19 protein-coding genes and 2 pseudogenes are annotated in these 24109 nt (G+C 68.2%); 10 read left to right on the top strand and 11 right to left on the bottom strand.

The features are described 5' to 3' along the window. Positions 1 to 6: 6 nt before the first annotated feature. Genes BACI71_RS16725 through BACI71_RS16735 form a run of 3 tightly spaced genes read right to left on the bottom strand, consistent with a single transcriptional unit; the run spans position 7 to position 2974 of the window. Positions 7 to 1242 (bottom strand): adenosylmethionine--8-amino-7-oxononanoate transaminase, encoded by a 1236-nt coding sequence (locus tag BACI71_RS16725; RefSeq protein ID WP_159760520.1) that lies wholly within the window; start codon positions 1240 to 1242, stop codon positions 7 to 9. Next, positions 1239 to 1859 carry a dethiobiotin synthase gene (bioD, locus tag BACI71_RS16730; protein ID WP_159760522.1) on the bottom strand — a complete coding sequence of 207 codons (621 nt, stop codon included), beginning with the start codon at positions 1857 to 1859 and terminating at the stop codon, positions 1239 to 1241. Before bioD ends, BACI71_RS16725 begins: the two co-directional genes overlap by 4 nt. Continuing rightward, positions 1856 to 2974: an 8-amino-7-oxononanoate synthase gene (locus BACI71_RS16735; protein ID WP_159760524.1), complete on the bottom strand. Its 1119-nt coding sequence runs from the start codon at positions 2972 to 2974 to the stop codon at positions 1856 to 1858. The genes bioD and BACI71_RS16735 overlap by 4 nt, the downstream gene beginning before the upstream one ends. 108 nt (positions 2975 to 3082) lie before the next feature. Here BACI71_RS16735 and BACI71_RS16740 point away from each other — a divergent pair, with 108 nt between their 5' ends. Beyond that, positions 3083 to 3895: a DUF4336 domain-containing protein gene (locus BACI71_RS16740; protein WP_159760526.1), complete on the top strand. Its 813-nt coding sequence runs from the start codon at positions 3083 to 3085 to the stop codon at positions 3893 to 3895. 42 nt (positions 3896 to 3937) lie between these two features. Further along, positions 3938 to 4663, top strand: a complete 726-nt coding sequence (locus tag BACI71_RS16745; RefSeq protein WP_236553034.1) for a FadR/GntR family transcriptional regulator — start codon at positions 3938 to 3940, stop codon at positions 4661 to 4663. Between the two features lie 534 nt (positions 4664 to 5197). On the opposite strand, the pseudogene BACI71_RS16750 reads toward BACI71_RS16745, so the two are convergent. The 4 genes and pseudogenes from BACI71_RS16750 to BACI71_RS16765 form a co-directional block, all read right to left on the bottom strand. Further along, positions 5198 to 5604 (bottom strand): annotated as a pseudogene (locus BACI71_RS16750) (dihydroxy-acid dehydratase domain-containing protein); the annotation flags it as partial. A 124-nt stretch (positions 5605 to 5728) separates the two neighbouring features. Beyond that, a complete protein-coding gene (locus tag BACI71_RS16755; RefSeq protein WP_236553036.1) occupies positions 5729 to 6439 on the bottom strand; it encodes a DsbA family protein in 711 nt (236 codons plus the stop codon). After that, positions 6436 to 7785, bottom strand: coding sequence for a M48 family metalloprotease (locus tag BACI71_RS16760; RefSeq protein WP_159760528.1), 1350 nt, complete (start codon positions 7783 to 7785; stop codon positions 6436 to 6438). The genes BACI71_RS16755 and BACI71_RS16760 overlap by 4 nt, the downstream gene beginning before the upstream one ends. Positions 7786 to 8153: 368 nt before the next feature. Then, entirely contained in the window at positions 8154 to 10829 is a 2676-nt protein-coding gene (locus BACI71_RS16765) for an Rne/Rng family ribonuclease (RefSeq protein WP_159761320.1), read from the bottom strand. Positions 10830 to 11411: 582 nt separating this feature from the next. Between BACI71_RS16765 and BACI71_RS16770 the strand changes: the two are divergent. From BACI71_RS16770 to BACI71_RS16790, 5 genes and pseudogenes are all read left to right on the top strand, one after another. Continuing rightward, a pseudogene (locus BACI71_RS16770) lies at positions 11412 to 12167 on the top strand (N-acetylmuramoyl-L-alanine amidase family protein); the annotation flags it as partial. Positions 12168 to 12358: 191 nt separating this feature from the next. Then, positions 12359 to 12679, top strand: a complete 321-nt coding sequence (locus tag BACI71_RS16775) for a DMT family transporter (RefSeq protein WP_159760532.1) — start codon at positions 12359 to 12361, stop codon at positions 12677 to 12679. A 45-nt stretch (positions 12680 to 12724) separates the two neighbouring features. Then, positions 12725 to 15220: a penicillin-binding protein 1A gene (locus tag BACI71_RS16780; RefSeq protein ID WP_159760534.1), complete on the top strand. Its 2496-nt coding sequence runs from the start codon at positions 12725 to 12727 to the stop codon at positions 15218 to 15220. Positions 15221 to 15342: 122 nt separating this feature from the next. Next, positions 15343 to 16470, top strand: a complete 1128-nt coding sequence (gene prfB / locus BACI71_RS16785) for a peptide chain release factor 2 (protein WP_159760536.1) — start codon at positions 15343 to 15345, stop codon at positions 16468 to 16470. Continuing rightward, entirely contained in the window at positions 16471 to 17199 is a 729-nt protein-coding gene (locus BACI71_RS16790) for a class I SAM-dependent methyltransferase (protein WP_159760538.1), read from the top strand. A gap of 175 nt (positions 17200 to 17374) precedes the next feature. Here BACI71_RS16790 and BACI71_RS16795 read toward each other — a convergent pair whose 3' ends face one another. Further along, positions 17375 to 17581, bottom strand: coding sequence for a hypothetical protein (locus tag BACI71_RS16795; RefSeq protein ID WP_159760540.1), 207 nt, complete (start codon positions 17579 to 17581; stop codon positions 17375 to 17377). A gap of 87 nt (positions 17582 to 17668) precedes the next feature. Between BACI71_RS16795 and BACI71_RS16800 the strand changes: the two genes are divergently transcribed. From BACI71_RS16800 to mdoH, 3 genes are all read left to right on the top strand, one after another. Then, entirely contained in the window at positions 17669 to 18463 is a 795-nt protein-coding gene (locus BACI71_RS16800) for a thymidylate synthase (protein WP_159760542.1), read from the top strand. A gap of 75 nt (positions 18464 to 18538) precedes the next feature. Next, positions 18539 to 20029 carry a glucan biosynthesis protein gene (locus tag BACI71_RS16805; RefSeq protein ID WP_159760544.1) on the top strand — a complete coding sequence of 497 codons (1491 nt, stop codon included), beginning with the start codon at positions 18539 to 18541 and terminating at the stop codon, positions 20027 to 20029. Continuing rightward, positions 20026 to 21828, top strand: a complete 1803-nt coding sequence (mdoH, locus tag BACI71_RS16810; RefSeq protein WP_159760546.1) for a glucans biosynthesis glucosyltransferase MdoH — start codon at positions 20026 to 20028, stop codon at positions 21826 to 21828. The genes BACI71_RS16805 and mdoH overlap by 4 nt, the downstream gene beginning before the upstream one ends. A 67-nt stretch (positions 21829 to 21895) precedes the next feature. On the opposite strand, the gene BACI71_RS16815 is transcribed toward mdoH, so the two are convergent. The 3 genes from BACI71_RS16815 to BACI71_RS16825 form a co-directional block, all read right to left on the bottom strand. Next, positions 21896 to 22135, bottom strand: coding sequence for a hypothetical protein (locus BACI71_RS16815; RefSeq protein ID WP_236553037.1), 240 nt, complete (start codon positions 22133 to 22135; stop codon positions 21896 to 21898). 107 nt (positions 22136 to 22242) lie between these two features. Beyond that, the gene (locus BACI71_RS16820; protein WP_159760548.1) at positions 22243 to 23832 is read right to left on the bottom strand and encodes an isocitrate lyase; all 1590 of its coding nucleotides are present in this window, start codon (positions 23830 to 23832) and stop codon (positions 22243 to 22245) included. 10 nt (positions 23833 to 23842) lie between these two features. After that, entirely contained in the window at positions 23843 to 24001 is a 159-nt protein-coding gene (locus tag BACI71_RS16825; protein ID WP_201297404.1) for a hypothetical protein, read from the bottom strand. Positions 24002 to 24109 lie beyond the last annotated feature (108 nt).

Here is a 24109-nt window from a genome sequence, read left to right on the forward strand (position 1 = left end):
ACGGCGTTATCGGTGGCGTGCCAATACCGCCGAAATGGCGGAATAGATTCGGTCGAGATCGTCGGCGGTGATGCAATAGGGCGGCATGACGTACAGCGTGTCGCCGAGCGGACGCAGCAGCACGTCGCGCTCGCGGAACGCCGCCATCAGGCGCGGTGCGCGGTCGGAAAGATAGCCCTCGCCAGCGCCGATCTCAAACGCCGCGATCGTGCCCAGCACGCGCGGGTTGTGGATGCCGTCGAGCCTCGCCAGCCGCGCCGCCTGCGCCGCGCCGAGCCGTGCGACCCGCTCCAGCACCGGCTCTTCGCGCCAGATCGCGAGATTGGCCGCAGCGGCGGCGCACGCGATCGGGTTGGCGGTGTAGCTTGACGAGTGGAAGAACATCGTCGCGCGGTCGGTCGACCAATGCGCGGCGAAGATCGGCTCGCTCGCCATCGTCACCGCCAGCGGCAGCGCCCCACCGGTCAGCCCCTTGGACAGACAAAGAATGTCCGGCGCCACGCCCGCCTGTTCGCACGCCAGCAACGTGCCGGTGCGGCCCCAGCCGGTCATCACCTCATCGGCGATGAACAGCACGCCGTGCCGCGTGCAGATGTCGCGCATCTGCCGGAGGATTTCGGGCGTGTAGAACAGCATCCCGCCCGCGCCGAGCACCAGCGGCTCGACGATGAACGCCGCCGCGCCCGCCGCACAGGCACGGTCGAGCGCGTCGAGCGTCGCCTGCTCCGCGCCGGCGGCAGGAAAGGGGATCGTCTCGACATCGAACAGCAGCGGCGCATAGGCGCGGTTGAATACGCCGCGCTGCCCGACCGACATCGCGCCGATCGTGTCGCCGTGATAGCCATGCTCCATGACGAGGATGCGGTGGCGCGCCTCGCCCCGCGCCGGCCAGTACCCCAGCGCCATTTTCAGCGCGACCTCGACACTGGTCGATCCCGAATCGGAGAAGAACACCCGCGTCAGCGATGGCGGCATGATCGCGCGCAACCCGGCGGCGACCTCCTCGGCGGGCTCGTGCGTCCAGCCGGCGAAGATCATCTGGTCGAGCCGTTCGGCCTGCGCGCGGATCGCGGCGGCGATCCTGGGGTGCGCATGGCCGTGCGTCGTCACCCACCACGACGAGATCGCGTCGATCACGCGCCGCCCGTCGGCGGTGTGCAGCACCGCGCCCTCGCCGCGTACGACGCACGGGATCGGTTCCTGAAGCCCGTGCTGGGTGAAGGGATGCCAGACCGAACTCACCGGAAATCCTCGACATCGAAATGCGCGGCGAAGGCGGCGGCGAGCGTCACGGCGTTCAGGTCGGCGAGGCGTGGCAGCCGCCCGAGCCGACGCACCTTGCCGATCTCGGCGATCACCGCCTCGCTGTCCTCGACCGCGTCACCGATGAACGCGACGCCGAGCAGCGGCACGCCGCGCGCGCGCAACGCCTCGATCGACAACAGGCTGTGGTTGATCGTGCCCAGAGCGGTGCGCGCGACCAGCACAACCGGCTGCCCCCAGGCGGCGGCCTGATCGCCGAACGACCACGCCCGGGTCAGCGGCACCAGCACCCCGCCCGCGCCCTCGACGACCAGCGGCCCGTCACCCGGCAACGCGAGCCGCGCCGGGTCGATCGTCACGCCATCGATCTCGGCGGCGCGGTGCGGCGAGCACGGCGTGTTCAACCGATACGCCTCGGGCACCACCTTCGCCGGATCGACGCCAAGTTCCACCACGCTGCCCGCGTCGCTGCCGTCCGCCAGCCCGGCCTGCACCGGCTTCCAGTAACGCGCGCCGAGCGCGACGGCCAGCGCGGCGGCGAACACGGTCTTGCCGACATCGGTGTCGGTCCCGGTGACGACGATCGTCCCGCTCATGGCAGCACCTCCTTCAACACATCCGCCAGCGCGGCAATTTCCGCCTCGGTGACGTGGAGCGTCAGCGCGATCCGCAGCCGCGCGGTGCCCGCCGGGACGGTCGGCGGGCGGATGCCGCGCACGTCGAACCCCGCCGCCCGCACCGCCGCCGCGACGCGCATCGTCTCGTGGTCGTCGCCGATCACCAGCGGCACGATCTGCGACTCGACGCGCGCGCCGAGCGGAGCCAGATGCCGCCGCGCCGCCTCGATCAGCGCGTGGAGGCTCGCGCGCCGTTCGGGCTCGTCGGCGACGATGCGCAGGCTCTCGCGCGCCACCGCCGCGCCGAGCGGCGACGGCGCGGTCGAAAAGATGAATGGCCGCGCGCGCGCCACCAGAAAGTCGCGAACGATCGCCGCGCCGCACAGTACCGCGCCCTCGCAGCCAAGCGCCTTGCCGAAGGTGTTGAGCGTCACGAGGTTTTCGCGCCCGTGCCACGCCTCCGCCACGCCGCGCCCGCGCGCGCCCCACACGCCGGTGGCGTGCGCTTCGTCGACGACCAGCATCGCCTCGTGCCGGTCGGCGACCGCCAGATAGGCGGCGACATCGGTGAGGTCGCCGTCCATGCTGTAGAGGCTCTCGACCGCGATCCATGGCGTGCCGGTGCCGCCACCCGCGCGCCACGCCGCAATCGCATCGTCGACGGCCTGCGCGTCGCCATGCGCCGCCGCAACGCAGGTCGCCCGCCCGAGCCGCATCCCGTCGTGCATGCTCGCGTGCACCAGCGCGTCATGGACGAGCAGGTCGCCGGGCTGCGGCACCGACGACAGCAGCGCGGTGTTCGCCGCATAGCCGGAGCCGAACGACAGTGCCGCCTCTGCGCCGAAGAACGCCGCCGCTTCCGCTTCCAGCGCCTCATGCTCGGCATCGTTGCCGCGCAACAGCCGCGACCCGCCCGAGCCGAGCGCGACGCCCTGCGCCAAGGCCGCCTGCGCCGCCGCCACCAGCCGCGGGGCGGTCGACAGCGCGAGATAGTCGTTCGAGGACAGATCGACGCCGTGCCGCGGCGCCAGCGTGCGCAGGCGGCCGGCATCGGCGAGCGCGGAGAGATGGGCGCGTTGGGCGACAAGCTGCATCGGCGCGGCTATGCCGTCGCGGGTGCCGCTTGGCCAGTATCCGTGCCACCGATCGCGCGGCTCGGGCGTTGGCAGCGCTCGATCGACGGACGCAGAGGGAGCTGACCGATGAACCGCAACACGAAGATCGCGCTGGGCGGCGCGGCGGTCGCCGCCGGCGCGGTCGCCTGGCTGGCGGCGCGCGAACGCAACAGCGATGCCCCCGCCAGCTACCCGCCGCTCGACGTGCTCAAGCCGTTCGGCAAGGATGTGTGGATCGTCGACAGCGGGCCGATGATCGCCTCCGGCTTGTCGCTGCCGATCCGCATGACGGTGCTGCGGCTCGCCGACCGCTCGCTGATGCTGCATTCGCCGACGCGCTTCACCCCGGCGCTGGCGGCGGCGCTCGCCGAGCTGGGCGTGGTGCGGCACCTGATCGCGCCGAACATCGCGCACTGGACGCGGCTGCCGGCGTGGCAGCGCGCCTATCCCAAGGCGCTGCTGTGGGCGGCGCCGGGGCTGGGCGAGCGGGGACAGGTGCAGCGCAGCGGGTTGCGGATCGACCGCGAACTCGGCGCGGTGCCGCCCCCCGAATGGGCCGAGGCGGTTGATCAGGGGCTGATCGCGGGCGCGGCGGGGTTCAGCGAAGTGTGGTTCCACCACCGCGCGTCGCGCACGCTCGTCCTCACCGACGTCGTCCAGCACATGGAGCCCGAGCGGCTGCCGCCGATCACCGCCTTCATCGCGCGGCTGAGCGGCGGGGCGTGGGGGACGACGCCGCGCTATCTGCGCCCGGTGCTGCGCTTCGGCGGGCGCGATCTGCGCGCGGCGGTGGCGACGCTGGTCGCGCTCGCGCCCGAGCGGGTGGTGTTCGCGCATGGCCGGCCGTTCACCGAGGATGCCACCGGGCAGTTGCGCCGCGCGCTCGCCTGGGCCGAGTAACCGCGGCTTGCTCCTGCCGCGCGCATCCGCCTAAGCTGCGGCATGACAGCGGGGGGCGTGGTGGAGAGAAGCGGGCGGCGCGGGCCGGCGCATGTGACGATCGCGCACGATCTGGGTGTCGCGATCGTCACCGGACGGCATCCGGCCAGCGTCACGCTGCCTGGTGAGCTGGAACTGGCCGAGCAGTTCGGCGTCTCGCGCAGCGTGATCCGCGAATCGCTCAGGATGCTCAGCGCCAAGGGGCTGGTCGAGAGCCGGCCGAAGGCGGGGACGCGGGTGCGCGACCGCGCGCACTGGAATCTGCTCGATCCCGACATGCTGGCGTGGATGTTCGAAGGCGCGCCGTCGCTCGATTTCGTGCGCAGCCTGTTCCAGCTGCGCCTGATCGTCGAGCCCGCCGCCGCCGAGCTGGCCGCGCTTCAGCGCAGCGCCGCCGAGCTGTCGCGAATGGGTCATGCGCTGGAGATCATGGCAATTCATGGCTTGCGGACGCAGGAGGGGCAGAGCGCCGACCAGCGTTTCCACGCGACGATCCTCCACGCGACGCGCAACGAGTTGCTGGTCAGCCTGTCGAGCAGCATCGCCGCAGCGGTGCGCTGGACGACCTTCTTCAAATACCGGACGCCCGCGCAATATCAGGACCCGATCCCGCTCCACCGCGCCCTGTTCGAGGCGATCGCGAATGGCGACGGCCCGGGCGCGCGCTCGGTGACCGAGCGGCTTATCGGGCAGGCACAGCGCGATACCGAGGTGGCGCTGGCGGCCTGACGGCAAGCGCGAGGCGTCGCCGCGGTAAGCGGTGCGGGTTGTTATGAAACGGAAAGGGCGGTCCTGCGGGGCCGCCCTTTTTTGTTCACGCGGAGGCGCGGAGGCGCGGAGCTGTTCCGCCCGGCGCCGCAGGCATGTTAAAAGTGAAGCCACATCCGTCATTGCGAGCGCAGCGAAGCAATCCAGAGCCGGATCAGGACGCCCTGGATTGCTTCGCTGCGCTCGCAATGACGAAATGGTGTTCGGCACGGCCCGGCAAGCGCGCCCGCTCTGCGCCTCCGCGTCTCTGCGCGAGATCAACCCACGCGAAGCCGCGAACAAAAAGATGTCGAGTAGGCAGCACCGTGCCACGTGCACCGCTTCTTCGCGGCTGCGCATGCAGCAGTTTTTGCGCGCAGAGACGCAGAGGCGCAGAGAGGTCGGGAGCGACGCATCGTTCAGGTCATCAAAGCAATGATAGAGGCTGCTGACGCAGCCGGGAGGGTCGCCACGAGCAACCCTCCGCGTCTCCGCGCCTCCGCATGAACCACGTCGTCAGTGGTTGTCGCGCGGCAGCCCCATCGTTTGCGCGATGCGCTGGTACTTCTCGGCCCCTTCGAGGATCGCTCCGGTGCTCATCTGCCCGACGGTCGCGCGCTGGATCTCCTGCCACGGCGTCTGCGAGGCCGGGTACGCAAATCCGCCTGCCGCCTCCAGCGCCGCACGCCGCTCGGCCAGTTCCGCCTCCGGGATCAGCACGTTGGCCGTGCCCTTCGACAGATCGACCCGCACCCGGTCGCCGGTCTTCAGCAGCGCCAGCCCGCCCATCGCCGCCGCCTCGGGGCTCGCATTGAGGATCGACGGCGAGCCGCTCGTCCCCGATTGCCGCCCGTCGCCGATGCACGGCAAGGCATGGACGCCTTCGGTGATGAGGTACGCCGGCGGCCGCATGTTGACGACCTNTCCGCGACCATTGCGCCTCGCTCAACTCGTACCGCTTAATCCCCATCACTCGCTCCGAGCCTCGACACGGATGCCTATGAATCAGCCTTCACGGCGTTTGGGAATCCTGAATGTCGATCCGGCCTAGGACGCGCGCGCCTTGGCGATGGCGTCCTGCAAGCGGTCGAGCGGGAGCGCGCCGCTCAGCAACTGGTCGCCGACCACCCAGGCGGGTGTGCCGGAAATGCCTAGCTTCTGGGCCAGTTCGAGGTTGGTGCGCAGCGTGTCGTCCGCGTCGGCGGGGGCCTTCGTCAGATCAACCCCGCTGGCGTGGGCGGCTTGCGCGATCGTCGCGTCGCTGACCGGGCCGGCGGCGTAGAGCGCGTCGTGGAAGCGCTTGAATTTGCCCTGCGATGCGGCGGCGAGCGAGGCGCGCGCGGCGGTGCGGCTGGTTTCCGCGAGCACCGGCAGTTCCTTGAAAACGACGCGCAGGTTCTTGTCGGCGGCGACCAGTTTCTCGATCGTGGGCAAGCTGGCGCGGCAGAAGCCGCAATTATAGTCGTAATATTCGACCAGGGTGACATCGGCGTTCGGATTTCCGATCCACGCGTTGCCATAGGGTGTCTCGATCGCGCCGCGATTAGCAGCGATCGCGCGGGTCGCGTCGCGCTGTTGCAGCCGTTCGATCGCCTCGGGGATCAGTTCGGGATGCGCCAGGACATATTCGCGCACGACGCGGCCGATCCGCGCCTCGTCCGTCGCACCGACCGGCGCCGCGCGATCCGCGAGCCACATGCCGCCGGCGCCGAACAACAGTCCGATCGCCACCAGACCCAACACCATCAAGCGGTTCAACGGCGCTTCTTCTTTCCATTCTTGTCGACGGCGTTCTGCGCGGTCATCGCAATGTCCTGCGCGCGGATCCAGTCGGGGGTGTTCCTGGGGATGCCTGCCATCGCGTAGCGGGCACGGTCGGCAGCGGTGCGATCGTCGCCGATCATGCTCGCGCGCTCGGCGCTGGCGAGCGCCGCCCGCGGCTCATCGCCGGTCAGTTCGTAGACGGTGCCGAGCTGGAACCACGCAAACGGGTTCTCGTCGTCACGTGCCACCGCCGTGCGCAGCACGCGCTTGGCCTCGTCATAATGCGTCGGATCTTCGGTGGCGATCAGCGCATGGCCATAGGTCGTCGCGATCAGCGGGTTGGCGCGCGAACCCTCGGTCGCCCGCTTGAGCGGGGCGAGCGCCAGCTTCGGCTTGCCGGCCTCAAGCAGGATCTGTCCCATGATCTCCTGGAAATAGGGATCGTCGGGTTCGTTCGCGACCAGCGCCTCGGCCTCGGCATCCGCCTTTTCGGGATAGCCGGCGCGGTGATAGGCATAGGCGCGCGCATAATGCGCATAGACCGTCTGGTCGCTGTCGGGATATTTCTGGAGCGCCTGCGGCGGCGGCATCAGATAGCCGTCGAGCTTGGCGCGGACACGCAGGAAGCGTTCCTGAAGCGCGCTGTTGGCGGGCTTGCTCCAGGCTTTCGACGCCTGCACGTCGGCCGTCAGCGTCTGGATGCGCGTGCCCGACAGCGGGTGCGACTGCATGAAAGGGTCGATGTTCTTCGTGCCGTAGCGATATTCCTGCTGTTGCAGTTTCTTGAAGAACTCGAGCATCCCCTTGCCGGTGATCCCGGCGGTATCGAGATAGCGCACCGCCGAGGCGTCGGCGGTCGCTTCCTGCACGCGGCTGAAGGCGAGATACTTGCCCATCGCCACCTGTTGCCCGGCGGCGAGAATGCCCGCGCCGGCCTCGCCGCCACCTGCCGCCATCGCCGCGAGCCCGAGCACCATCGAGAGCAGATAGACACCCATCGCCGGCTTTTGCGCCTGCGCGCCGGTGATGACATGGCCGTCGGCGATATGGCCGAGCTCGTGAGCGATGACGCCCTGCACCTGATTGGCGCTGTCGGCCTGCTGGAGCAGCCCGGTATGGATATAGACGGTCTGGCCGCCGGCCACGAAGGCGTTGATCGAATCGTCGTTGACCAGCGCGAACGACACGTCGGCGGGGCGGAGCCCGGCGGCAGTGACGAGCGGCGCGGACATGTCCTTGAGCAGTGCCTCGGTCTCGGCATCGCGCAGCAGCGACTGCGCCTGCGCGGGCTGCGCGAGGAGCAGGACGGTGGTGGCGACGGCGGCGATCAGGCGGCGCATGGGGTGGGTCTTAGGCCAGTTGGCGACGCTGTTGAACCCTGCGTCCGGTTCATACTGGGCTTGGCGAAGCGCGGGGCACGGAACACGCCCTTCGACAGGCTCAGGGCGAACGGGGTTGGAGGGCTGGCTTCGAAAGAGATGACTCGCGGCACGGCGGCGATCAGGCGACGGGTACTGGGGTGCGACGACATCGGCCCGGAGCCTCCGTTCTTCATTGCGAGCGTAGCGGAGCAATCGAGGGACGGATCAGGACGCCCTGGATTGCTTCGCTACGCGCGCAATGACGATGTGGGTGCAGGCAAATGCATGTCATCGGCCGGGCCTTGCGACGGTTCGACTGAACCGCCGCTGAAGCCCGGCCGATTGCATCACGCGCCGAACGTGCGCTGCCACCAGCCACGGCGCGGCTGCGCGCCGGACTGGTCGGCGTCCGCAGCCGGTTCATCGGCGGCAGGCGCCTCGTCCGCAGCGGCAGGCTCGTCCGCGGCCACCGGCTCGGGCGCGCTGTCCTCGGCGACCTTTTTGCGGCGCGTACGCTTCGGCTTGGCCGGGGCTTCCTCGGCAACCGGCTCGGGGGCGGGCAGGCCGTCGTTGACCGGCCCGGCATCGCCGGCCTCGATCACCGGTTCGGCGACCTTCTTGCGGCGGGTGCGCTTCGGCTTGGCCGGCGCCTCCTCGGCAACCGGTTCCGCGGGTGCGACCGGCTCTGGCGCCGGTTCGGCAGCAGGGGCCACCGCTGGCCTGCGACCACGCTTCGGCGCGGGCACAGGCGTCGGCTCGGCGGCGACGCGCGCGCGGGGACGGCGGCGCGTCTTGGGCGCAGCGGGCTCCTCGACCACCGGCGCTTCCACGACGACCTCGTCGGCCACGACAGGCTCGGGCTCGATCGTGGCGTCATCGACGACCTCGACCTCGGCGCCAGCCGTCGGCTCGGCCTGCTCGCCACCACGCTCACCATCACGACGGCGACCGCGGCGTCCGCGGCGACGACGGCGACCGCCTTCGCGCTCGGCTTCCTCGGTGGTCTCGGCGTCGACGGCGGTTTCCGCCTCGGCTTCGGCCGGTTCGGTTTCGTCAGCCTCGTCCTCGCCGGTCTCGTCCTCACCGGTCTCGTCGGCCTGATCCTCACCCTCGACACGATCGCGACCGCGACGCCCGCGACGGCGACGGCGACGACGCCCGCCGCGGCCACTGTCGCCCTCGGGTGCGGCAACCTGCTCGACGGTGTCCTCGTCCTCGGCCTCTTCCTCCTCGTCGATCTCGTCCTCGACCAGATCGTCCTCGGGCTCCTCGACGATCGGGCGATCGAACTTCGGCGGATGCGCGGGCGGCGGGCCGCTGGCCTCGACCGACATGCGCGCGCCTTCCTCCTCGCCATCGGGGATGATCTCGACGGTGACGCCGTAGCGGTCCTCGATCTCGGCGATATCGGCGCGCTTGCGGTTGAGCACGTAGAAGGCCGCTTCCTGGCTGCACCGCAGCGTCAGCACCGAGCCGCGCCCGCGTGCCGCTTCATCCTCCAGCAAGCGCAGCGCCGACAGACCCGACGACGAGGCGGTGCGGACGAAGCCGGTGCCTTCGCAATGCGGGCAGGGGCGCGTCGAGGCTTCGAGCACGCCGGTGCGCAGCCGCTGGCGGCTCATCTCCATGAGGCCGAAGCCCGAGATGCGGCCAACCTGGATGCGGGCGCGGTCGTTCTTGAGCGCCTCCTTCATCGCCTTCTCGACCTTACGGACGTTCGATCCGTTATCCATGTCGATGAAGTCGATGACGATCAGCCCGGCCATGTCGCGCAGGCGAAGCTGGCGCGCGATTTCCTGCGCCGCTTCGAGATTGGTCGCGGTGGCGGTCTGCTCGATATTGTGTTCGCGGGTCGAGCGGCCGGAGTTGATGTCGATCGACACCAAGGCCTCGGTCGGGTTGATGACCAGATATCCGCCCGACTTGAGCTGGACGACCGGGTGGTACATCGCGGCGAGCTGATCCTCGACGCCGGCGCGCTGGTAGAGCGGCACCGGGTCGCTGTAATGCTTCACCTTCTTGGCGTGCGTCGGCATCAGCAGGCGCATGAACTCGCGCGCCTGACGATAGCCGTCGTCGCCCTCGACGATGACCTCGTCGATGTCCTTGTTGTAGATGTCGCGGATCGCGCGCTTCATCAGGTCGCTGTCGCCATAGACCAGAGCAGGCGCACTCGACGTCAGCGTCTTCTCGCGGATCTCGTCCCACAGCCGGGCGAGATAGTCGAAGTCGCGCTTGATCTCGGTCTTGGTGCGCTGCAGCCCGGCGGTGCGGACGATGCAGCCCATCGACGACGGCAATTGCAGATCGGCCATGATCGTCTTGAGCCGCTTGCGGTCGGCGGCGTTGCTGATCTTCCGGCTGATCCCACCGCCATGCGACGTGTTGGGCATCAGCACGCAATAGCGGCCCGCCAGCGACAGATACGTGGTCAGCGCCGCGCCCTTGTTGCCGCGCTCCTCCTTGACGACCTGCACCAGCAACACCTGACGGCGATGGATGACGTCCTGAATCTTGTAGCGGCGGCGCAGGTTCATGCGACGCTGGCGCAGCGCCTCGACCTGATCGTCGTTGCTTCCCGACCGGCCGCGACGGCGCGGGGCGGGGGCGTCGCCCTCTTCCGCGTCGTGATCGTGCTCGTCATGGTCGTGATCGACGTCGTCGTGATCCTCGCCCTCGGCATCGTCGGCGAAGTCACCGTCGTCGATCGCATCCTGCTCGGCGCGCAGCGCAGCTTCCTCGGCGGCGTGCTCCGCCTCCTCGCGCAGCAGCGCCTCGCGATCCTCCTTGGGGATCTGGTAATAATCCGGGTGAATCTCGCTGAACGCCAGGAAGCCGTGGCGATTGCCGCCGTAATCGACGAACGCCGCCTGCAGCGACGGCTCGACGCGCGTCACCTTGGCGAGATAGATGTTACCCTTGAGTTGCTTGCGCTCGGCACTCTCGAAATCGAATTCCTCGATCCGGTTACCCTTGACGACCGCCACGCGGGTTTCTTCCCGGTGGCGTGCGTCGATCAGCATACGCGTGGTCATTGAAAACTCTCCACGCGCCGCCCTCCGCGAAAGGGGAAGGGGCGCGACGATAAGGCGCGGCCGACCGCCCGATGGGGTCTGCCGCGCGGATGATGATGATGTCTGCTGCGGTTCGCTTTGCCGCCCGCTCCATCGAGCGGGTAAGGCCGTCCGCGATCGTGCCGCCGCCGGCACGGGCCGGGCGGAACAGCGATCGGGCGGAATGCGGCATTGCGAACGTCAACCTGATGACCCCGGGGCCGGCACGTCGCCGGGCGGGGGGTGGCACCGAAAGCTGCGTCGCGCGACCTTCGCGCAACATTTCCGGTCATCGCGACACGTAGCATCGCTTCGCCCGCGCTTCAACCGGGTCGTTTTTATGATTCGAATACGTTAACCACGCGGGAACGCTGACACGGTAGCGCTACGATCACGGTGGCGCGCGAGCATGGGAAAGGGGCGATGAAGGGCAGGACGGGAGCGATGATCGCGGCGATGCTGCTGGCGTTGGTCGCGCCGGCCGCGAGCGGCGACCCGGTGCCGCAGCTCGACTTCCTGCCGTGGAAGTCGCACCGCGAGGCGGCGCCGCGCACGGTGACGGTGCGCGTGCCGCCGCCGGCGCGCGGGGTGCGGCTGCCGCGGATCGCCGGGCCGGCGGGACGTCCGTTGGTGGTGATCGACGCCGGGCATGGCGGGGGCGATCCCGGCGCGATCAACCCGGCCGCCGGGCTGCGCGAAAAGGATGTGACGCTGAAGATCGCGCGCGCGATCCGCGATGCGCTGGTCGACAGCGGCCGGGTGCGGGTGGCGCTGACGCGCGAGGACGATCGCTTCATCATTCTGCGCGAGCGGTTCGGGATCGCGCGGCGGCTGAAGGCGGACCTGTTCATCTCGGTCCATTGCGACAGCGTCGGCACGGGTACGCCGACCGGCGCGACAGCCTATACCTTGTCCGACGTTGCCTCCGATCGCGAGGCGGCGCGGCTGGCGGCGCGCGAGAACCGTGCCGACGTGATCGCCGGGGTGACGCTCGATCGCGACCCGGACGTGTCGTCGATCCTGATCGACCTGACGCAGCGGGAGACGATGAACGCCTCGGCCGGGTTCGCGCGGCTGCTGGGGCGCGAGGCGCGACCGCTGATCCCGATCAAGAGCAACTTCCACCGGACCGCCTCGCTGATGGTGCTCAAGGCGCCGGACATGCCGTCGATCCTGTTCGAGACGGGGTATATCTCGACCGCGTCGGATGCGGCGTTCCTCGACAGCAAGGAGGGGCGCGAGAAGATCGCCGAGAGCGTGCGGCGCGCGGTTGACGTCTATTTCGCCCGACGGATGGCAGAACGGTAGGGGTTCTGCTTCGAAGCGGGATGTCAGAGGTTCTGGATCCCGCCTCCGCGGGGATGACGGTTGGTTGTGACAAGGCGCGCGGGGTGGACTCGCGGGCGATCACCGCCTAACGGACCCGCCGCGCAAGCCTCTTACGGGTTTCCGGCCGCTGCGCTTTTCCGAACGAGCCCGCAATCAAGGAGATCCCCGCAATGGCGTGGCTCATCCTCGGCGTCGCCGTGGTTACCGAAATCGTCTGGGCGCTCAGCCTCAAATGGGCCGCCACGCAAGGATCGTGGCTGGCGTCCGCGATCCCGATCACGCTCAGCTTCGTCAACATGGGGCTGCTCGCGATGGCGATGCGCGGACTGCCGGCGGGGACCGCCTATGCGGTGTGGACCGGGCTGGGCGCGGTCGGCGTCACGATCTTCGGCGTTTTCCTCTTCGGCGAGAAGCTCGCGCCCGCGCAGATCGGGTTTATCGCGCTCATCATCGTCGGGGTCGTCGGCACGAAACTGTTCGCCCCCGCCTGAGCGAGTTGCCGTTTGGCGGGCGAGACCGTACACGCCGAAACCGACATGGCTTCCGATCCGACCGCTGCCGTGCCTGTTGGGCGTACTTCTCCCCGCGCGCTGTGGCGCCGCTGGTGGGTGCGCTGGGGCACCTATCTGCTGGGACTGCTGGCGGTGGCGCTCGGCGTCTTCTGGCTGGTGTTCGCGCGCGACCTGCCGTCGGTCGACAAGCTGAAGGCGTATGAGCCGCCACTGCCGACCAACGTGCGCGGCGCCGACGGTGCGCCGATCTATTCCTACGCCCGCGAACGTCGCGTCGAACTCGCCTTCAACGAATATCCGCCGCTGCTGGTGAAGGCGTTCCTCGCCGCCGAGGACAAGACCTTCTTCGAGCATCATGGTGTCGATTTCCCCGGGCTGGCGGGCGCGGTGTTCGATTATGCGCGAAAGTTCGGCAGCGGGCAGCGCGCGCGCGGCGGATCGACGATCACGCAGCAGGTCGCAAAGAACCTGCTGATCGGCAACGAATATTCCCCGACTCGCAAGATCCGCGAGGCGTTGCTGGCGTATAAGATCGAGGAGACGCTGACCAAGCCGCAGATCATCGAGCTGTACCTCAACCAGATCTTCCTCGGGCGTAACGCCTACGGCGTCGAAGCGGCGAGCCATGCCTATTTCGACAAGGAGTTGAGTGAGCTGACGCTGGGGCAGCTCGCCTATCTGGCGATCCTGCCCAAGGGCCCGTCGAACTACGACCCGTTCCGCGACACCGATCGCGCGCTCGAACGCCGCAACTACGTGCTGCGCGAGATGGTGAAGAACGGCTTCGTCACGGCGGCGCAGGCGCAGGTCGCCGCAGCCGAGCCGATCGGCGCGATCACGCACCGCACGCCGAAGTTCGAGCGCGTCGGCGGCTATTTCGTCGAGGAAGTGCGCCGCGACCTGATCGCGAAGTTCGGCGAGCAATCCGAGGACGGGCCGCACAGCGTCTATGCCGGCGGACTGTGGGTGCGGACCTCGCTCGACAGGAACATCCAGCAATATGCGGCCGAAGCGCTGCGCAACGGCCTGTTGCGCTTCGACGCCGGACGCGGCTGGTCGGGGCCGTTGCGCCACATCGATATCGAGGGTGACGCGTGGCAAGGGCCGCTGATCGGCACCAATATCATGATCGACCATGGAAACTGGCGCGCCGCGATCGCGATTGCGCGTGACGGTGATGCGTGGCGGCTGGGCTTCGCTGACGGATCGACGGGGACGATGGCGCGCGACGCGGCGCAGATGCCGGTCCGCAACCAGGGCGGCGCCGCCTTCGCCGCGATCAAGTCCGGGGACATCATCGCGGTCGCGCCGGCCGGGGCGGGGCGGTTCGCACTCCGCTCGGTCCCGCGCATCTCGGGCGGGTTCGTGGTGCAGGAGCCTGCGACCGGGCGCATCCTGGCGATGCAGGGCGGGTTCGAGGCGAGCGTCCAGTCGTTCAACCGCGCGACGCAGGCGTTTCGCCAGCCCGGTTCGACGATCAAGCCGATCGTCTATTCGGCGGCGCTGGAGAACGGCATGACCCCGGCGTCGATCATCGTCGACGGGCCGTTCTGCGTCGACCAGGGCGCACGGCTGGGGCAGAAATGCTTTCGCAACTTCGGCAACTCGCGCGGGGCGGGGCCGCATACGATGCGTTGGGGCATCGAGCAGTCGCGCAACCTGATGACGGTGCGCACCGCCGCGCAGACCGGCATGGGGCGCGTCGTCAAGCTGATCAAGGCGATGGGGGTCGGCGACTATTCGCCCTATCTCTCCTATGCGCTGGGCGCCGGCGAGACGACCGTGACGAAGATGGTCAACGCTTACGGCGTGCTCGCCAATTGGGGGCGCTGGCATGATCCGTCGCTGATCGACGTCGCGCAGGACCGGCACGGGCAGGTGATCTGGCCCGAGAACTGGCGCGCCTGTGACGGGTGCAACGCGCGCGACTGGAACGGCCGCGCGATGCCGCGACCGGCGACTGGCGGGCGGCAGGTGCTCGACGCGATGAGCGCCTATCAGATGGTGCATATCACCGAGGGCGTGATCCAGCGCGGTACCGCGACGGGCCTGCGCGATCTCAAGCGCCCGATGTTCGGCAAGACGGGCACCAACAATGGCCCGACCGATGTGTGGTTCATCGGCGGCACGCCGCAGATGATCGCCGGGCTCTACATGGGCTTCGACAGCCCGCGCAGCCTGGGCGGCTATGCGCAGGGCGGGACGGTGGCGGTGCCCGTGTTCAAGGAATGGGCGCAGAAGGCCTATGCGGGGATGCCGGCGATCCCGTTCCGTGCGCCGCCGGGCATCCGCATGGTACGGATCGACCGCGCGAGCGGGCGGCCGGTGTTCGGCACTTTCCCGACCGACAGTGATCCCAAGCCGGCGGTGATCTGGGAAGCGTTCAAGCCGCAAAGCGAGGCGCGCCGCGCGCGTCGCGCTGCCCCGACCGCCGCGCCCGCCGCCCGCCCGAGCGCGCGTGCGACCGGCACCACCGCCAGCGACAGCGACTTCTTGCAGAGGCAGGGGGGCATCTACTAAGTCGTCGCCAGAACGTTCTTTCGTCGTCCCAGCCAGTCGCCGGGATTCCCCGGTCACGCAGCTCCGCTCGTGCCGGTCGGGATTTCGCGCTGGTCGGCCTGACGTGACCTTGGAGTAAAGTTATGCGCGCCGAAGCGCAGGCCCATGTCGACAGCATCAACGAGGCGCTGGCGCTGCTGCGCCGTTTCCTCGACTGGGACCGCGCGTTGCGTCGCCTCGACGAACTCAACGCGCGCGTCGAGGATCAGGCGCTGTGGAACAACCCCAAGGAAGCGCAGGCGGTGATGCGCGAGCGTCGCCGGCTCGACGAGGCGATCACGGCGACGCGCGACATCGAGCGCGAACTGTCCGACACCGCCGAGCTGATCGAGATGGCCGACGCCGAGGGCGATACCGAGATGGCCGACGAGGGCGTCGCCGCGCTCAAGTCGCTCGCCGATCGCGCGCAGGCCGACAAGGTCAAGGCGCTGCTGGCGGGCGAGGCCGACGCCAACGACAGCTATATCGAGATCAACGCCGGAGCGGGCGGGACCGAGAGCCAGGATTGGGCCGGGATGCTCCAGCGCATGTACACGCGCTGGGCCGAGCGGCGCGGCATGAAGGTCGAGCTGGTCGACTATCACGCGGGCGAGCAGGCCGGGATCAAGAGCGCGACGCTGCTGGTCAAGGGCGAGAACGCCTATGGCTATGCGAAGGTTGAGTCCGGCGTGCACCGGCTGGTGCGGATCAGCCCGTACGACAGCGCCGCGCGCCGCCACACCAGCTTCTCCAGCGTGTGGGTGTATCCGGTGATCGACGACAATATCGAGGTCGAGATCAACGAAGGCGATCTGCGCATCGACACCTATCGCGCATCGGGCGCGGGCGGGCAGCACATCAACACAACCGACTCCGCAGTGCGGATCACGCACTTGCCGACCGGGATCGTCGTGCAGTGCCAGAACCAGCGGTCGCAGCACAAGAACAAGGCCGAGGCCTATAACCAGCTCCGCGCCCGCCTCTATGAGCGCGAACTGGCCGAGCGCGAGGCGGTTGCCAATGCCGAGAACGCCACCAAGACCGACATCGGCTGGGGCCATCAGATCCGCAGCTACGTGCTCCAGCCGTATCAGCTGGTGAAGGACCTTCGCACCGGCGCAACCAGCACTGCACCCGGCGATGTGCTGGATGGCGATCTCGACGACTTCATGGCCGCGGCGCTCTCGCAGCGCGTCAGCGGCGAGGCGGTGGTCGTGGAAGACGTCGACTAAGTGGCGACGCGCGCGCCCGTGCTCGTCCTGACGGCAGTGGCGTTGCTGCTGCTGGCGGCGTGCGACGGGTCCAAGCCGCTGATCGAGCACAAGGCCAAGGAGCCGGGGCCGTTCCCCGCCGCCGACCGCCCGATCGCGAACATCGTCTCCCCGCGCTGGTCGAACGAGGAGACGCGCGACCGGCTCGGCGAGGCCGGGCGGGTGATGGACCTCGCCGATATCCGCAAGGGGATGACCGTCGCCGATCTCGGCGCGGGCGAGGGCTATTACACGATCCGGCTGGCGGCGCGCGTCGGGGAAAATGGCCGCGTGCTCGCCGAGGATGTGGTGCCGGCGGTGCACGAGGCGCTGGCGGAACGTGTCGCGCGCGAGCGGCTGGACAATGTCAGCGTTCGGCTGGGGCAGTCCGCCGACCCGCGGCTGCCCGACAACAGCTTCGACCGGATCTTCATGGTGCATATGTATCATGAGATCGAGCAGCCCTATGAATTTCTGTGGCGGATGCGCCCGTCGCTGCGACGTGACGGGCTGGTGGTGGTGGTCGACGCCGACCGCCCGACCGAGCAGCACGGGACGCCACCAAGGCTGCTGCGCTGCGAGTTCGCAGCGGTGGGATATGCGCAGGTCGGGTTTCAGGAATTGCGGTCGGCGGGCGGGTATCTGGCGACGTTCCGTGCGGCCGGGCGGCGGCCCGATCCGGCGGAGATCGTTGCGTGCCGGATGAAGTGAGCGGCTGAAGTACCTTGGCTGGTCCCGGATTGATCGGGGCCAACTTCCTTCTCGTCGTACGCGACAGAAATGGAAGGTCGGGCGGCTTCCTCAGTCCGTCATTGCGAGCGGAGCGAAGCAATCCAGAGCCGGATCAGGACGCCCTAAATTGCTTCGCTCCGCTCGCAATGACGACTTACTCCTTGGGCATCGCCGCACCTGCGCCATCGTCAAGCGATGGCGGTCGTGCCGGCATTGGTTCGATCGCACCAGCGTCATCGCCACCGTCGCGCCAGCGGGGCCACCAGTCCAGCTCAGGGTTCAGGCGAACGAACAGCTCGAAGGTCAGCGCGATCTCGCGCGGGTTGCGGGGCGGCGGGCCTTTCAGATCCTTGACCGCCATCCGCACCTCCTCTTCATCAACGCGGCGTCATCCTTATCACCTGCCGCATGGTGGCGCGACCCGCCGTGTCGCGCTACCACCCGCAGCGTGCAGCAATATCTCGACCTCATGCGCCGCGTGCTCGATTCGGGCGTGCGGCAGGACGACCGGACCGGCACCGGTACGCTCAGCGTCTTCGGGCATCAGATGCGCTTCGATCTGGCGCAGGGCTTTCCGGTCCTCACCACCAAGAAGCTGCATCTGCGCTCGATCATCATCGAGCTGTTGTGGTTCCTGCGCGGCGACACCAACGTCGGCTGGTTGCAGGAGCGCAAGGTCAGCATCTGGGACGAATGGGCCGACGACAACGGCGATCTCGGCCCGGTCTATGGCAAGCAATGGCGCGACTGGGCGGCAGCGGACGGGCGGCACATCGACCAGATCGCCGCGCTGATCGACGAGATCCGCGCGCGCCCGGCGTCGCGACGACAGATCGTCACCGCGTGGAACCCCGGCGAGCTGCACGCGATGGCGCTCAGCCCGTGTCATTGCCTGTTCCAGACGCATGTCGCGAACGGCCGGCTGTCGTTGCAATTGTACCAGCGCTCGGCGGACATCTTCCTCGGCGTGCCGTTCAATATCGCCAGCTATGCGCTGCTGACGCATATGCTCGCGCAACAATGCGATCTGGAGGTCGGCGAGTTCATCTGGACCGGCGGCGATTGCCATTTGTATCTGAATCACCTCGAACAGGCCGAGACGCAGCTTGCGCGCACCCCGACCGCGCTACCGACGCTGACGCTTGCGCGCCGCCCGGCATCGATCGACGCGTACGGGCCCGAGGATTTTGCGCTGAACGGTTACGAGGCCCAGCCGCATATCAAGGCGGCCGTGTCCGTCTGATCGTCGCGCGCACGCGGCGGTGTGTCGCGGGCGTTTTGCGTTGCAACAATCGCTGGCCTAGCTTGTTTCGCAGCCATGACGATTATCAGCCGACGCGATGCGATGCTGGCGACGGGCGCTGCGGCGCTCTGGCCGGCGCTGGCCCGGGCGCAAGCGCGCGCGGGGACCTCGACGCCTTTCTCCTGGGCCGTGCTTCAGCAACGCGCGGAGGCGCTGGCAAAGCAACCCTATCGTGCAGTGCCGCCGGTGGCTGCCGCTGCGGCGCTCGATTACGACGCAGTGGGCGGGATCAGATACCGCGCCGACAAGACGCTGGCTGGTGGTATCCGCCCGTTCCCGCTCGGGAAATACGCACCCGTTCCGGTCACGCTGAACGTCGTCGCCGACGGTCGTGCAACGCGCGTCGATTATGCGCCGTCGCTGTTCGAGACCAAGCCGGGCGTCACGCCGGCGCCGGGGTTCGCGGGCTTCCGCGTGATGGAGCGGGGCAAGGACAGCGACTGGCTTGCCTATATGGGCGCGTCCTATTTCCGATCGGCGGGGGCGCTCGACCAATATGGCTTGTCGGCGCGCGGGATCGCGATCGATACCGGGCTGGAGAAGGAAGAATTCCCGGTCTTCACCGAATTCTGGATCGAGCCGCTCGGCGACGGTGGCTACACGATCTATGCACTGCTCGATGGCGAGAGCCTGACGGGCGCGTACCGCTTCGTGTCGCGTCACCCCAAGGCGGTCGTGCAGGACGTGTCGTCGGTGCTGTTCCTGCGCAAGCCGGTCGCGCGGCTCGGCATCGCGCCCGCGACCAGCATGTTCTGGTACGACGATCGCAGTCACCGCACGGCGGCCGACTGGCGCCCCGAGATCCACGATTCGGACGGGCTCGCGATGCGCACGGCCGGCGGCGAGCGGGTGTGGCGTCCGCTGCGCAACCCCGCGCAACCGACCACTGACAGCTTCGCCGCCGATGACGTGCGTGGCTTCGGGCTGCTCCAGCGCGACCGCAACTTCGACCATTATCAGGACGATGGCGCCTTCTACGATCGCCGCCCCAATCTGTGGATCGAGCCGCAGGGGAAATGGGGCAGCGGGCGCGTGATCCTCTACGCCTTCCCGACCGCGGGCGAGACGACCGACAATGTCGTGTGCTTCTGGACGCCGGGTGCGCCGGTGCGCGCCGGGCAGCGGCTTGCCTATGACTATCGTTTGACCTGGGGCGGTGACGACCCGACGCTCGACCGCGTCGCGCATGTCGTCGACACCTGGACCGGCAGCGCGGGGCGGCCTGGCGGCGAGCCGATCGCGGGCGCGGTGAAACTGGTCGCCGACTTCGTCGGCGATGGGCTCGCCGGACTGACGCGCGAGAGCAAGGTGAGCGTCGAGATTGGCGTGACGCGGGGCAAGCTGCTCGAAAGTGCGGCCTATCCCGTCGTCGGCCAGCGCAATCGCTGGCGCGTGACCGCTGACATCGCCCCCGACGCGGCCGGCCCCGCCGATGTGCGGCTGTTCCTGAAGCGCGGCAATGCGGCGCTCAGCGAGACGCTGCTGGTACCGCTCTACCGTCCATGAGCGATCCGCGCCCCCGCTTGCCCCCGCCCGCGCCGCTCGAAATGCCCGAGCAAAGGTTCGACGGACCGCCGCCGCGCGAGCGTGCGCCGGAGCCGTTCGATGGCACGATCGGCTCTGGCGCTGACGTTTTCGCGCGCCGCGCGCTGCTGGTGCTGCTGACGCTGGTGCTCGCGCTCGCGGCGTCGACGACGCTCAAGGAGTCGGTGCTGACCGACGGGCTGACGATCAGCGACATGCTGTTGCTGACGGTGTTCTTTCCGCTGTTCGCCTTGCTCGCCTTCGGGTTCATCAACACGGTGGTCGGGTATATCGTGCTGGCGACCGGGCTTCACCCCGGCTTCACGCCGATGCCGCGCTGGTCAGAGCCGCTGAAAGGGCGCACCGCGATCCTGATGCCGGTCCATAACGAGGATATCGGCGAGGTCTGCGGGCGGCTGGCCCAGATGGCCGATGCACTGGCGCGCACCGGCACGTGCGGCGCGTTCGACTTCTTCATCCTGAGCGACTCTGCCGCGGAAAACGAGGCTTCGGAAGTGGCGGCATGGCAGGCGCTGTCCGAGCGGTCCGACTGCGCGATCTATTATCGTCGCCGGGCCGAGAACGTCGGACGTAAGCCGGGCAACATCGCCGACTGGCTGCGCGCGCACGGCGCGGCCTATGATTACATGCTGATGCTCGACGCCGACAGCCTGATGGGGGGCGAGACGATCGTCGGCATGACGCAGATCATGGACCGCCGCCCCGGCGTTGCGCTGCTCCAGACCGTGCCGCAGGTGATCGGTGCGTCGACGCTTTTCCAGCGCTGGATGCAATTCTCCAGCCGCATCTACGGCCCCGCCGCGACCGCCGGGTTGGTCTGGTGGTCGGGCGCGGAGGCGACCTTCTGGGGGCATAACGCGCTGATCCGCGTGCGCGCGTTCGCGGACAGTTGCGGATTGCCGGTGCTGCCGGGCGCACCGCCATTCGGGGGCACGATCATGAGCCACGACGTCGTCGAGGCGGCGCTGCTGCGGCGGCGCGGCTGGCGCGTGCACATGGTGATGACCGAGGAGACGTTCGAGGAATATCCGCCGACGCTGATCGACGCCGGCGTGCGCGACCGGCGCTGGGCGCAGGGCAATCTCCAGCATCTCCAGTTGCTCGGCGCATCGGGGTTCCATTGGGTCAACCGTCTGCAATTGCTCTTGGGGGCGGCGGGGTATCTCGCCTCGCCGCTGTGGCTGCTGCTGATCGCGGTCAGCGTCGTGCAGGCGGTGCGTGGCGAGCCCGGGCTGATGTCGGGCGATCCGTCGGGAATGGTGCTCGAACTGACGCTGGCATTGCTGTTCGGGCCGAAGCTGCTCGGCATCGTCCATGCGCTGGGCGATGCGCAGCGCCGCCGCGCGCTGGGTGGGGCGGGCGGTATTCTGCGTTCGGTACTGGTCGATGTGCCGCTGTCGACGCTCGCCGCGCCGGGCATTGCGCTGACGCAGACGATCGATCTGCTCGGCGTCGCTACGCAGCGCAAAGCGGAGTGGCATGCGCAGAACCGCCGCGTCGACGGACTGCCGATGTCCGCCATTCTGCCGCGATATCGCTGGCATGTGTTGACCGGAGCGCTGTTGCTCGCGCTGTCACCATTGATGCCCGACGCGGCACTGTGGCTGGCGCCGGTCACCGCCGGGCTGCTGCTGTCGCCGCTGATCGTGCAATGGACCGCGAGCGAGCGCTGGGGCACGCGCGCGGCGCGGGTCGGGGTGTTCGTCACCGATGCCGGGGAACAGGCGCCGCCGCCAGTGCCGGTGGTGGCCGCCGGGTAGGCGGCCTCGGCGCACAAAAAAGGGGGAGCGGCGCTGGCGCCGCTCCCCCTTCCCATGTCGATGCAGCTTAGTTGCTGTCCGAATTGTCACCATCGTCCGCGATGATGATGATGCCAGCGATCACCGCCGCTGCAGCGACGGCTGCGACGATCAGACCGCCACCGACCAGCTCGTTCTTCTTGGCGGTCGGCGCCGACGCGCGTGCCGCCTTGGCAACCGACAGGCTCGCAGCCGAATTGACCGGAGCCGCAACCGCCGGAACGGTGGCGAGCGAAGCGACCGCAGCCGCCATCAAAAGCTTCTTCATACTACATCTCCCTCTGGGCCGACGGCTATTCTCACGCCGTACTGCATCATGCAACGGCAGTAATATTACAACACGACGAAAAGTCGCCGATCCGGGTTAGAAGAGACTCACGCGGCAAACTGGTTCATCGTATTGTGCGCGCCTCCGGCTTTGAGCGCAGCATCGCCGGCGAAATAGTCCTTGTGATCGTCGCCGATATCGCTCCCTGACATGTTCTGGTGGCGGACGCACGCGATGCTCTCGCGGATCTCGCGGCGTTGGACGTGCTGGACATAGCCGAGCATCCCCGCCGCCCCGAAAAAGTCGCGCGCGAGCAGATCGGTGCCGAGAGCGGCGGTGTGATAGGTCGGCAAGGTAATGAGATGGTGGAAGATACCGGCGCGCTGCGACGACTCGCGCTGGAAGGTGCGGATGCGGTCGTCGGCCTCAACCGCCAACGGGCTGTCGTCGATGGCAGCGTCCATCAGCCGGGCACGGTCATAGCCGGCCACGTCGCGACCTTCCGCGCGCCAGCGGTCGAACACTTGCTGGCGAAAGTTGAGCGTCCAGTTGAAGCTGGGCGAATTGTTGTAAACCAGTTTGGCGTCAGGCACCTCGGTACGGATGCGGTCGACTATGCCCGCGATCTGCGCGACGTCGGGGCGCTCGGTCTCGATCCACAGCAAATCGGCGCCGTGACGGAGCGCCGTGACGCAATCGAGCACGCACCGGTCCTCACCGGTGCCGGTGCGGAACTGGAACAGGTTCGATGCGAGCCGTTTCGGGCGCAGCAATTGCCCGTCGCGTTCGATCAGGACGTCGCCGCATTCCGGCTCGGCGACCGGTTCTGCATCGAGAAAGGCGTTATACTGATCGCCAAGATCGCCTCTCGTACGCGAAAAGGCGATCTGCTTGGTCAAACCGGCACCGAGCGAGTCGGTGCGTGCGACGATGATGCCGTCCTCGATCCCCAGTTCCATGAACGCGTAGCGACAGGCTCGAATCTTGGCGAGGAAGTCTTCATGCGGCACCGTCACCTTTCCGTCCTGGTGACCGCACTGCTTTTCGTCGGAAACCTGGTTCTCGATCTGGAGCGCGCAGGCGCCAGCCTCGATCATTTTGCGCGCAAGCAGGTAGGTCGCCTCGGCATTGCCGAAGCCAGCGTCGATGTCGGCGATGATCGGGACGACATGGCTTTCGTATTGATCGATAGCGTGGATCAGCCGCTGTGCCTCTACCGCATTACCCGCGCCGCGCGCCGCGTCGATGTCGCGGAACATCAGGCCCAGCTCGCGGGCGTCGGCCTGTTTGAGGAAGGCGTAGATCTCTTCGATCAGCGCCGGCACCGCGGTTTTCTCGTGCATCGATTGGTCGGGCAGTGGGCCGAATGCGCTGCGCAGGGCCGCGACCATCCAGCCCGACAGATAGAGGTACCGGCCCTTGGTGGTGCCGAAATGCTTGCGGATGCTGATGATCTTCTGCTGCGCGATGAAGCCGTGCCAGCAGCCGAGCGATTGGGTATAGGCGCCCGGATCCGCGTCATACGCTGCCATGTCGCGCCGCATCACCGCGGCGGTATGGCGCGCGATGTCGAGCCCGGTGTGGAAGCGGTTCTGCAAGCGCATCCGCGCCACCGCCTCGGGCTGGATGCCGTGCCAGCCGGGGCCAGCCTGCGTGATCGTACGGCCGGCGGCAGTGACGATGTCCTGATATGTCATGCTGATCCTTTCAGCCCAGCCGTCCGAGGCGATGGTACAGGTTGGAGAATTTCGACGAGCGCGGATCGTCGGCGATCTGCCGGACGTAATGCGCCACCGCTTCCTTCATCAACCCGAAGTCTTCGGTCGAGAAAACCGCGCGGCTGCGCTGCGGTTCGGCGTGCGGCATGATGATTGCTCCTTTGCTGGGGATGCGATCATCATGCCGTAAATCCGGCCACTTCCGTCAGCAATTCACATGTAATTCTTGTCTTGTCGTTTGACTCGCGCAGCTATG

The sequence above is a fragment of the Sphingomonas sp. 8AM genome (assembly GCF_902506455.1).
Taxonomy (GTDB): Bacteria; Pseudomonadota; Alphaproteobacteria; order Sphingomonadales; family Sphingomonadaceae; genus Sphingomonas.

Bases quoted from the DNA above. Each gene is read 5' to 3' on its own strand.
- bioD (WP_159760522.1), bottom strand. From the start codon at position 1,859: ATGAGCGGGACGATCGTCGTCACCGGGACCGACACCGATGTCGGCAAG.
- BACI71_RS16740 (WP_159760526.1), top strand. From the start codon at position 3,083: ATGAACCGCAACACGAAGATCGCGCTGGGCGGCGCGGCGGTCGCCGCC.
- BACI71_RS16780 (WP_159760534.1), top strand. From the start codon at position 12,725: ATGGCTTCCGATCCGACCGCTGCCGTGCCTGTTGGGCGTACTTCTCCC.
- BACI71_RS16825 (WP_201297404.1), bottom strand. From the start codon at position 24,001: ATGCCGCACGCCGAACCGCAGCGCAGCCGCGCGGTTTTCTCGACCGAA.
- BACI71_RS16795 (WP_159760540.1), bottom strand. From the start codon at position 17,581: ATGGCGGTCAAGGATCTGAAAGGCCCGCCGCCCCGCAACCCGCGCGAG.
- BACI71_RS16765 (WP_159761320.1), bottom strand. From the start codon at position 10,829: ATGCTGATCGACGCACGCCACCGGGAAGAAACCCGCGTGGCGGTCGTC.
- BACI71_RS16760 (WP_159760528.1), bottom strand. From the start codon at position 7,785: ATGCGCCGCCTGATCGCCGCCGTCGCCACCACCGTCCTGCTCCTCGCG.
- prfB (WP_159760536.1), top strand. From the start codon at position 15,343: ATGCGCGCCGAAGCGCAGGCCCATGTCGACAGCATCAACGAGGCGCTG.
- BACI71_RS16775 (WP_159760532.1), top strand. From the start codon at position 12,359: ATGGCGTGGCTCATCCTCGGCGTCGCCGTGGTTACCGAAATCGTCTGG.
- BACI71_RS16815 (WP_236553037.1), bottom strand. From the start codon at position 22,135: ATGAAGAAGCTTTTGATGGCGGCTGCGGTCGCTTCGCTCGCCACCGTT.
- BACI71_RS16735 (WP_159760524.1), bottom strand. From the start codon at position 2,974: ATGCAGCTTGTCGCCCAACGCGCCCATCTCTCCGCGCTCGCCGATGCC.
- BACI71_RS16805 (WP_159760544.1), top strand. From the start codon at position 18,539: ATGACGATTATCAGCCGACGCGATGCGATGCTGGCGACGGGCGCTGCG.
- BACI71_RS16745 (WP_236553034.1), top strand. From the start codon at position 3,938: ATGACAGCGGGGGGCGTGGTGGAGAGAAGCGGGCGGCGCGGGCCGGCG.
- mdoH (WP_159760546.1), top strand. From the start codon at position 20,026: ATGAGCGATCCGCGCCCCCGCTTGCCCCCGCCCGCGCCGCTCGAAATG.
- BACI71_RS16820 (WP_159760548.1), bottom strand. From the start codon at position 23,832: ATGACATATCAGGACATCGTCACTGCCGCCGGCCGTACGATCACGCAG.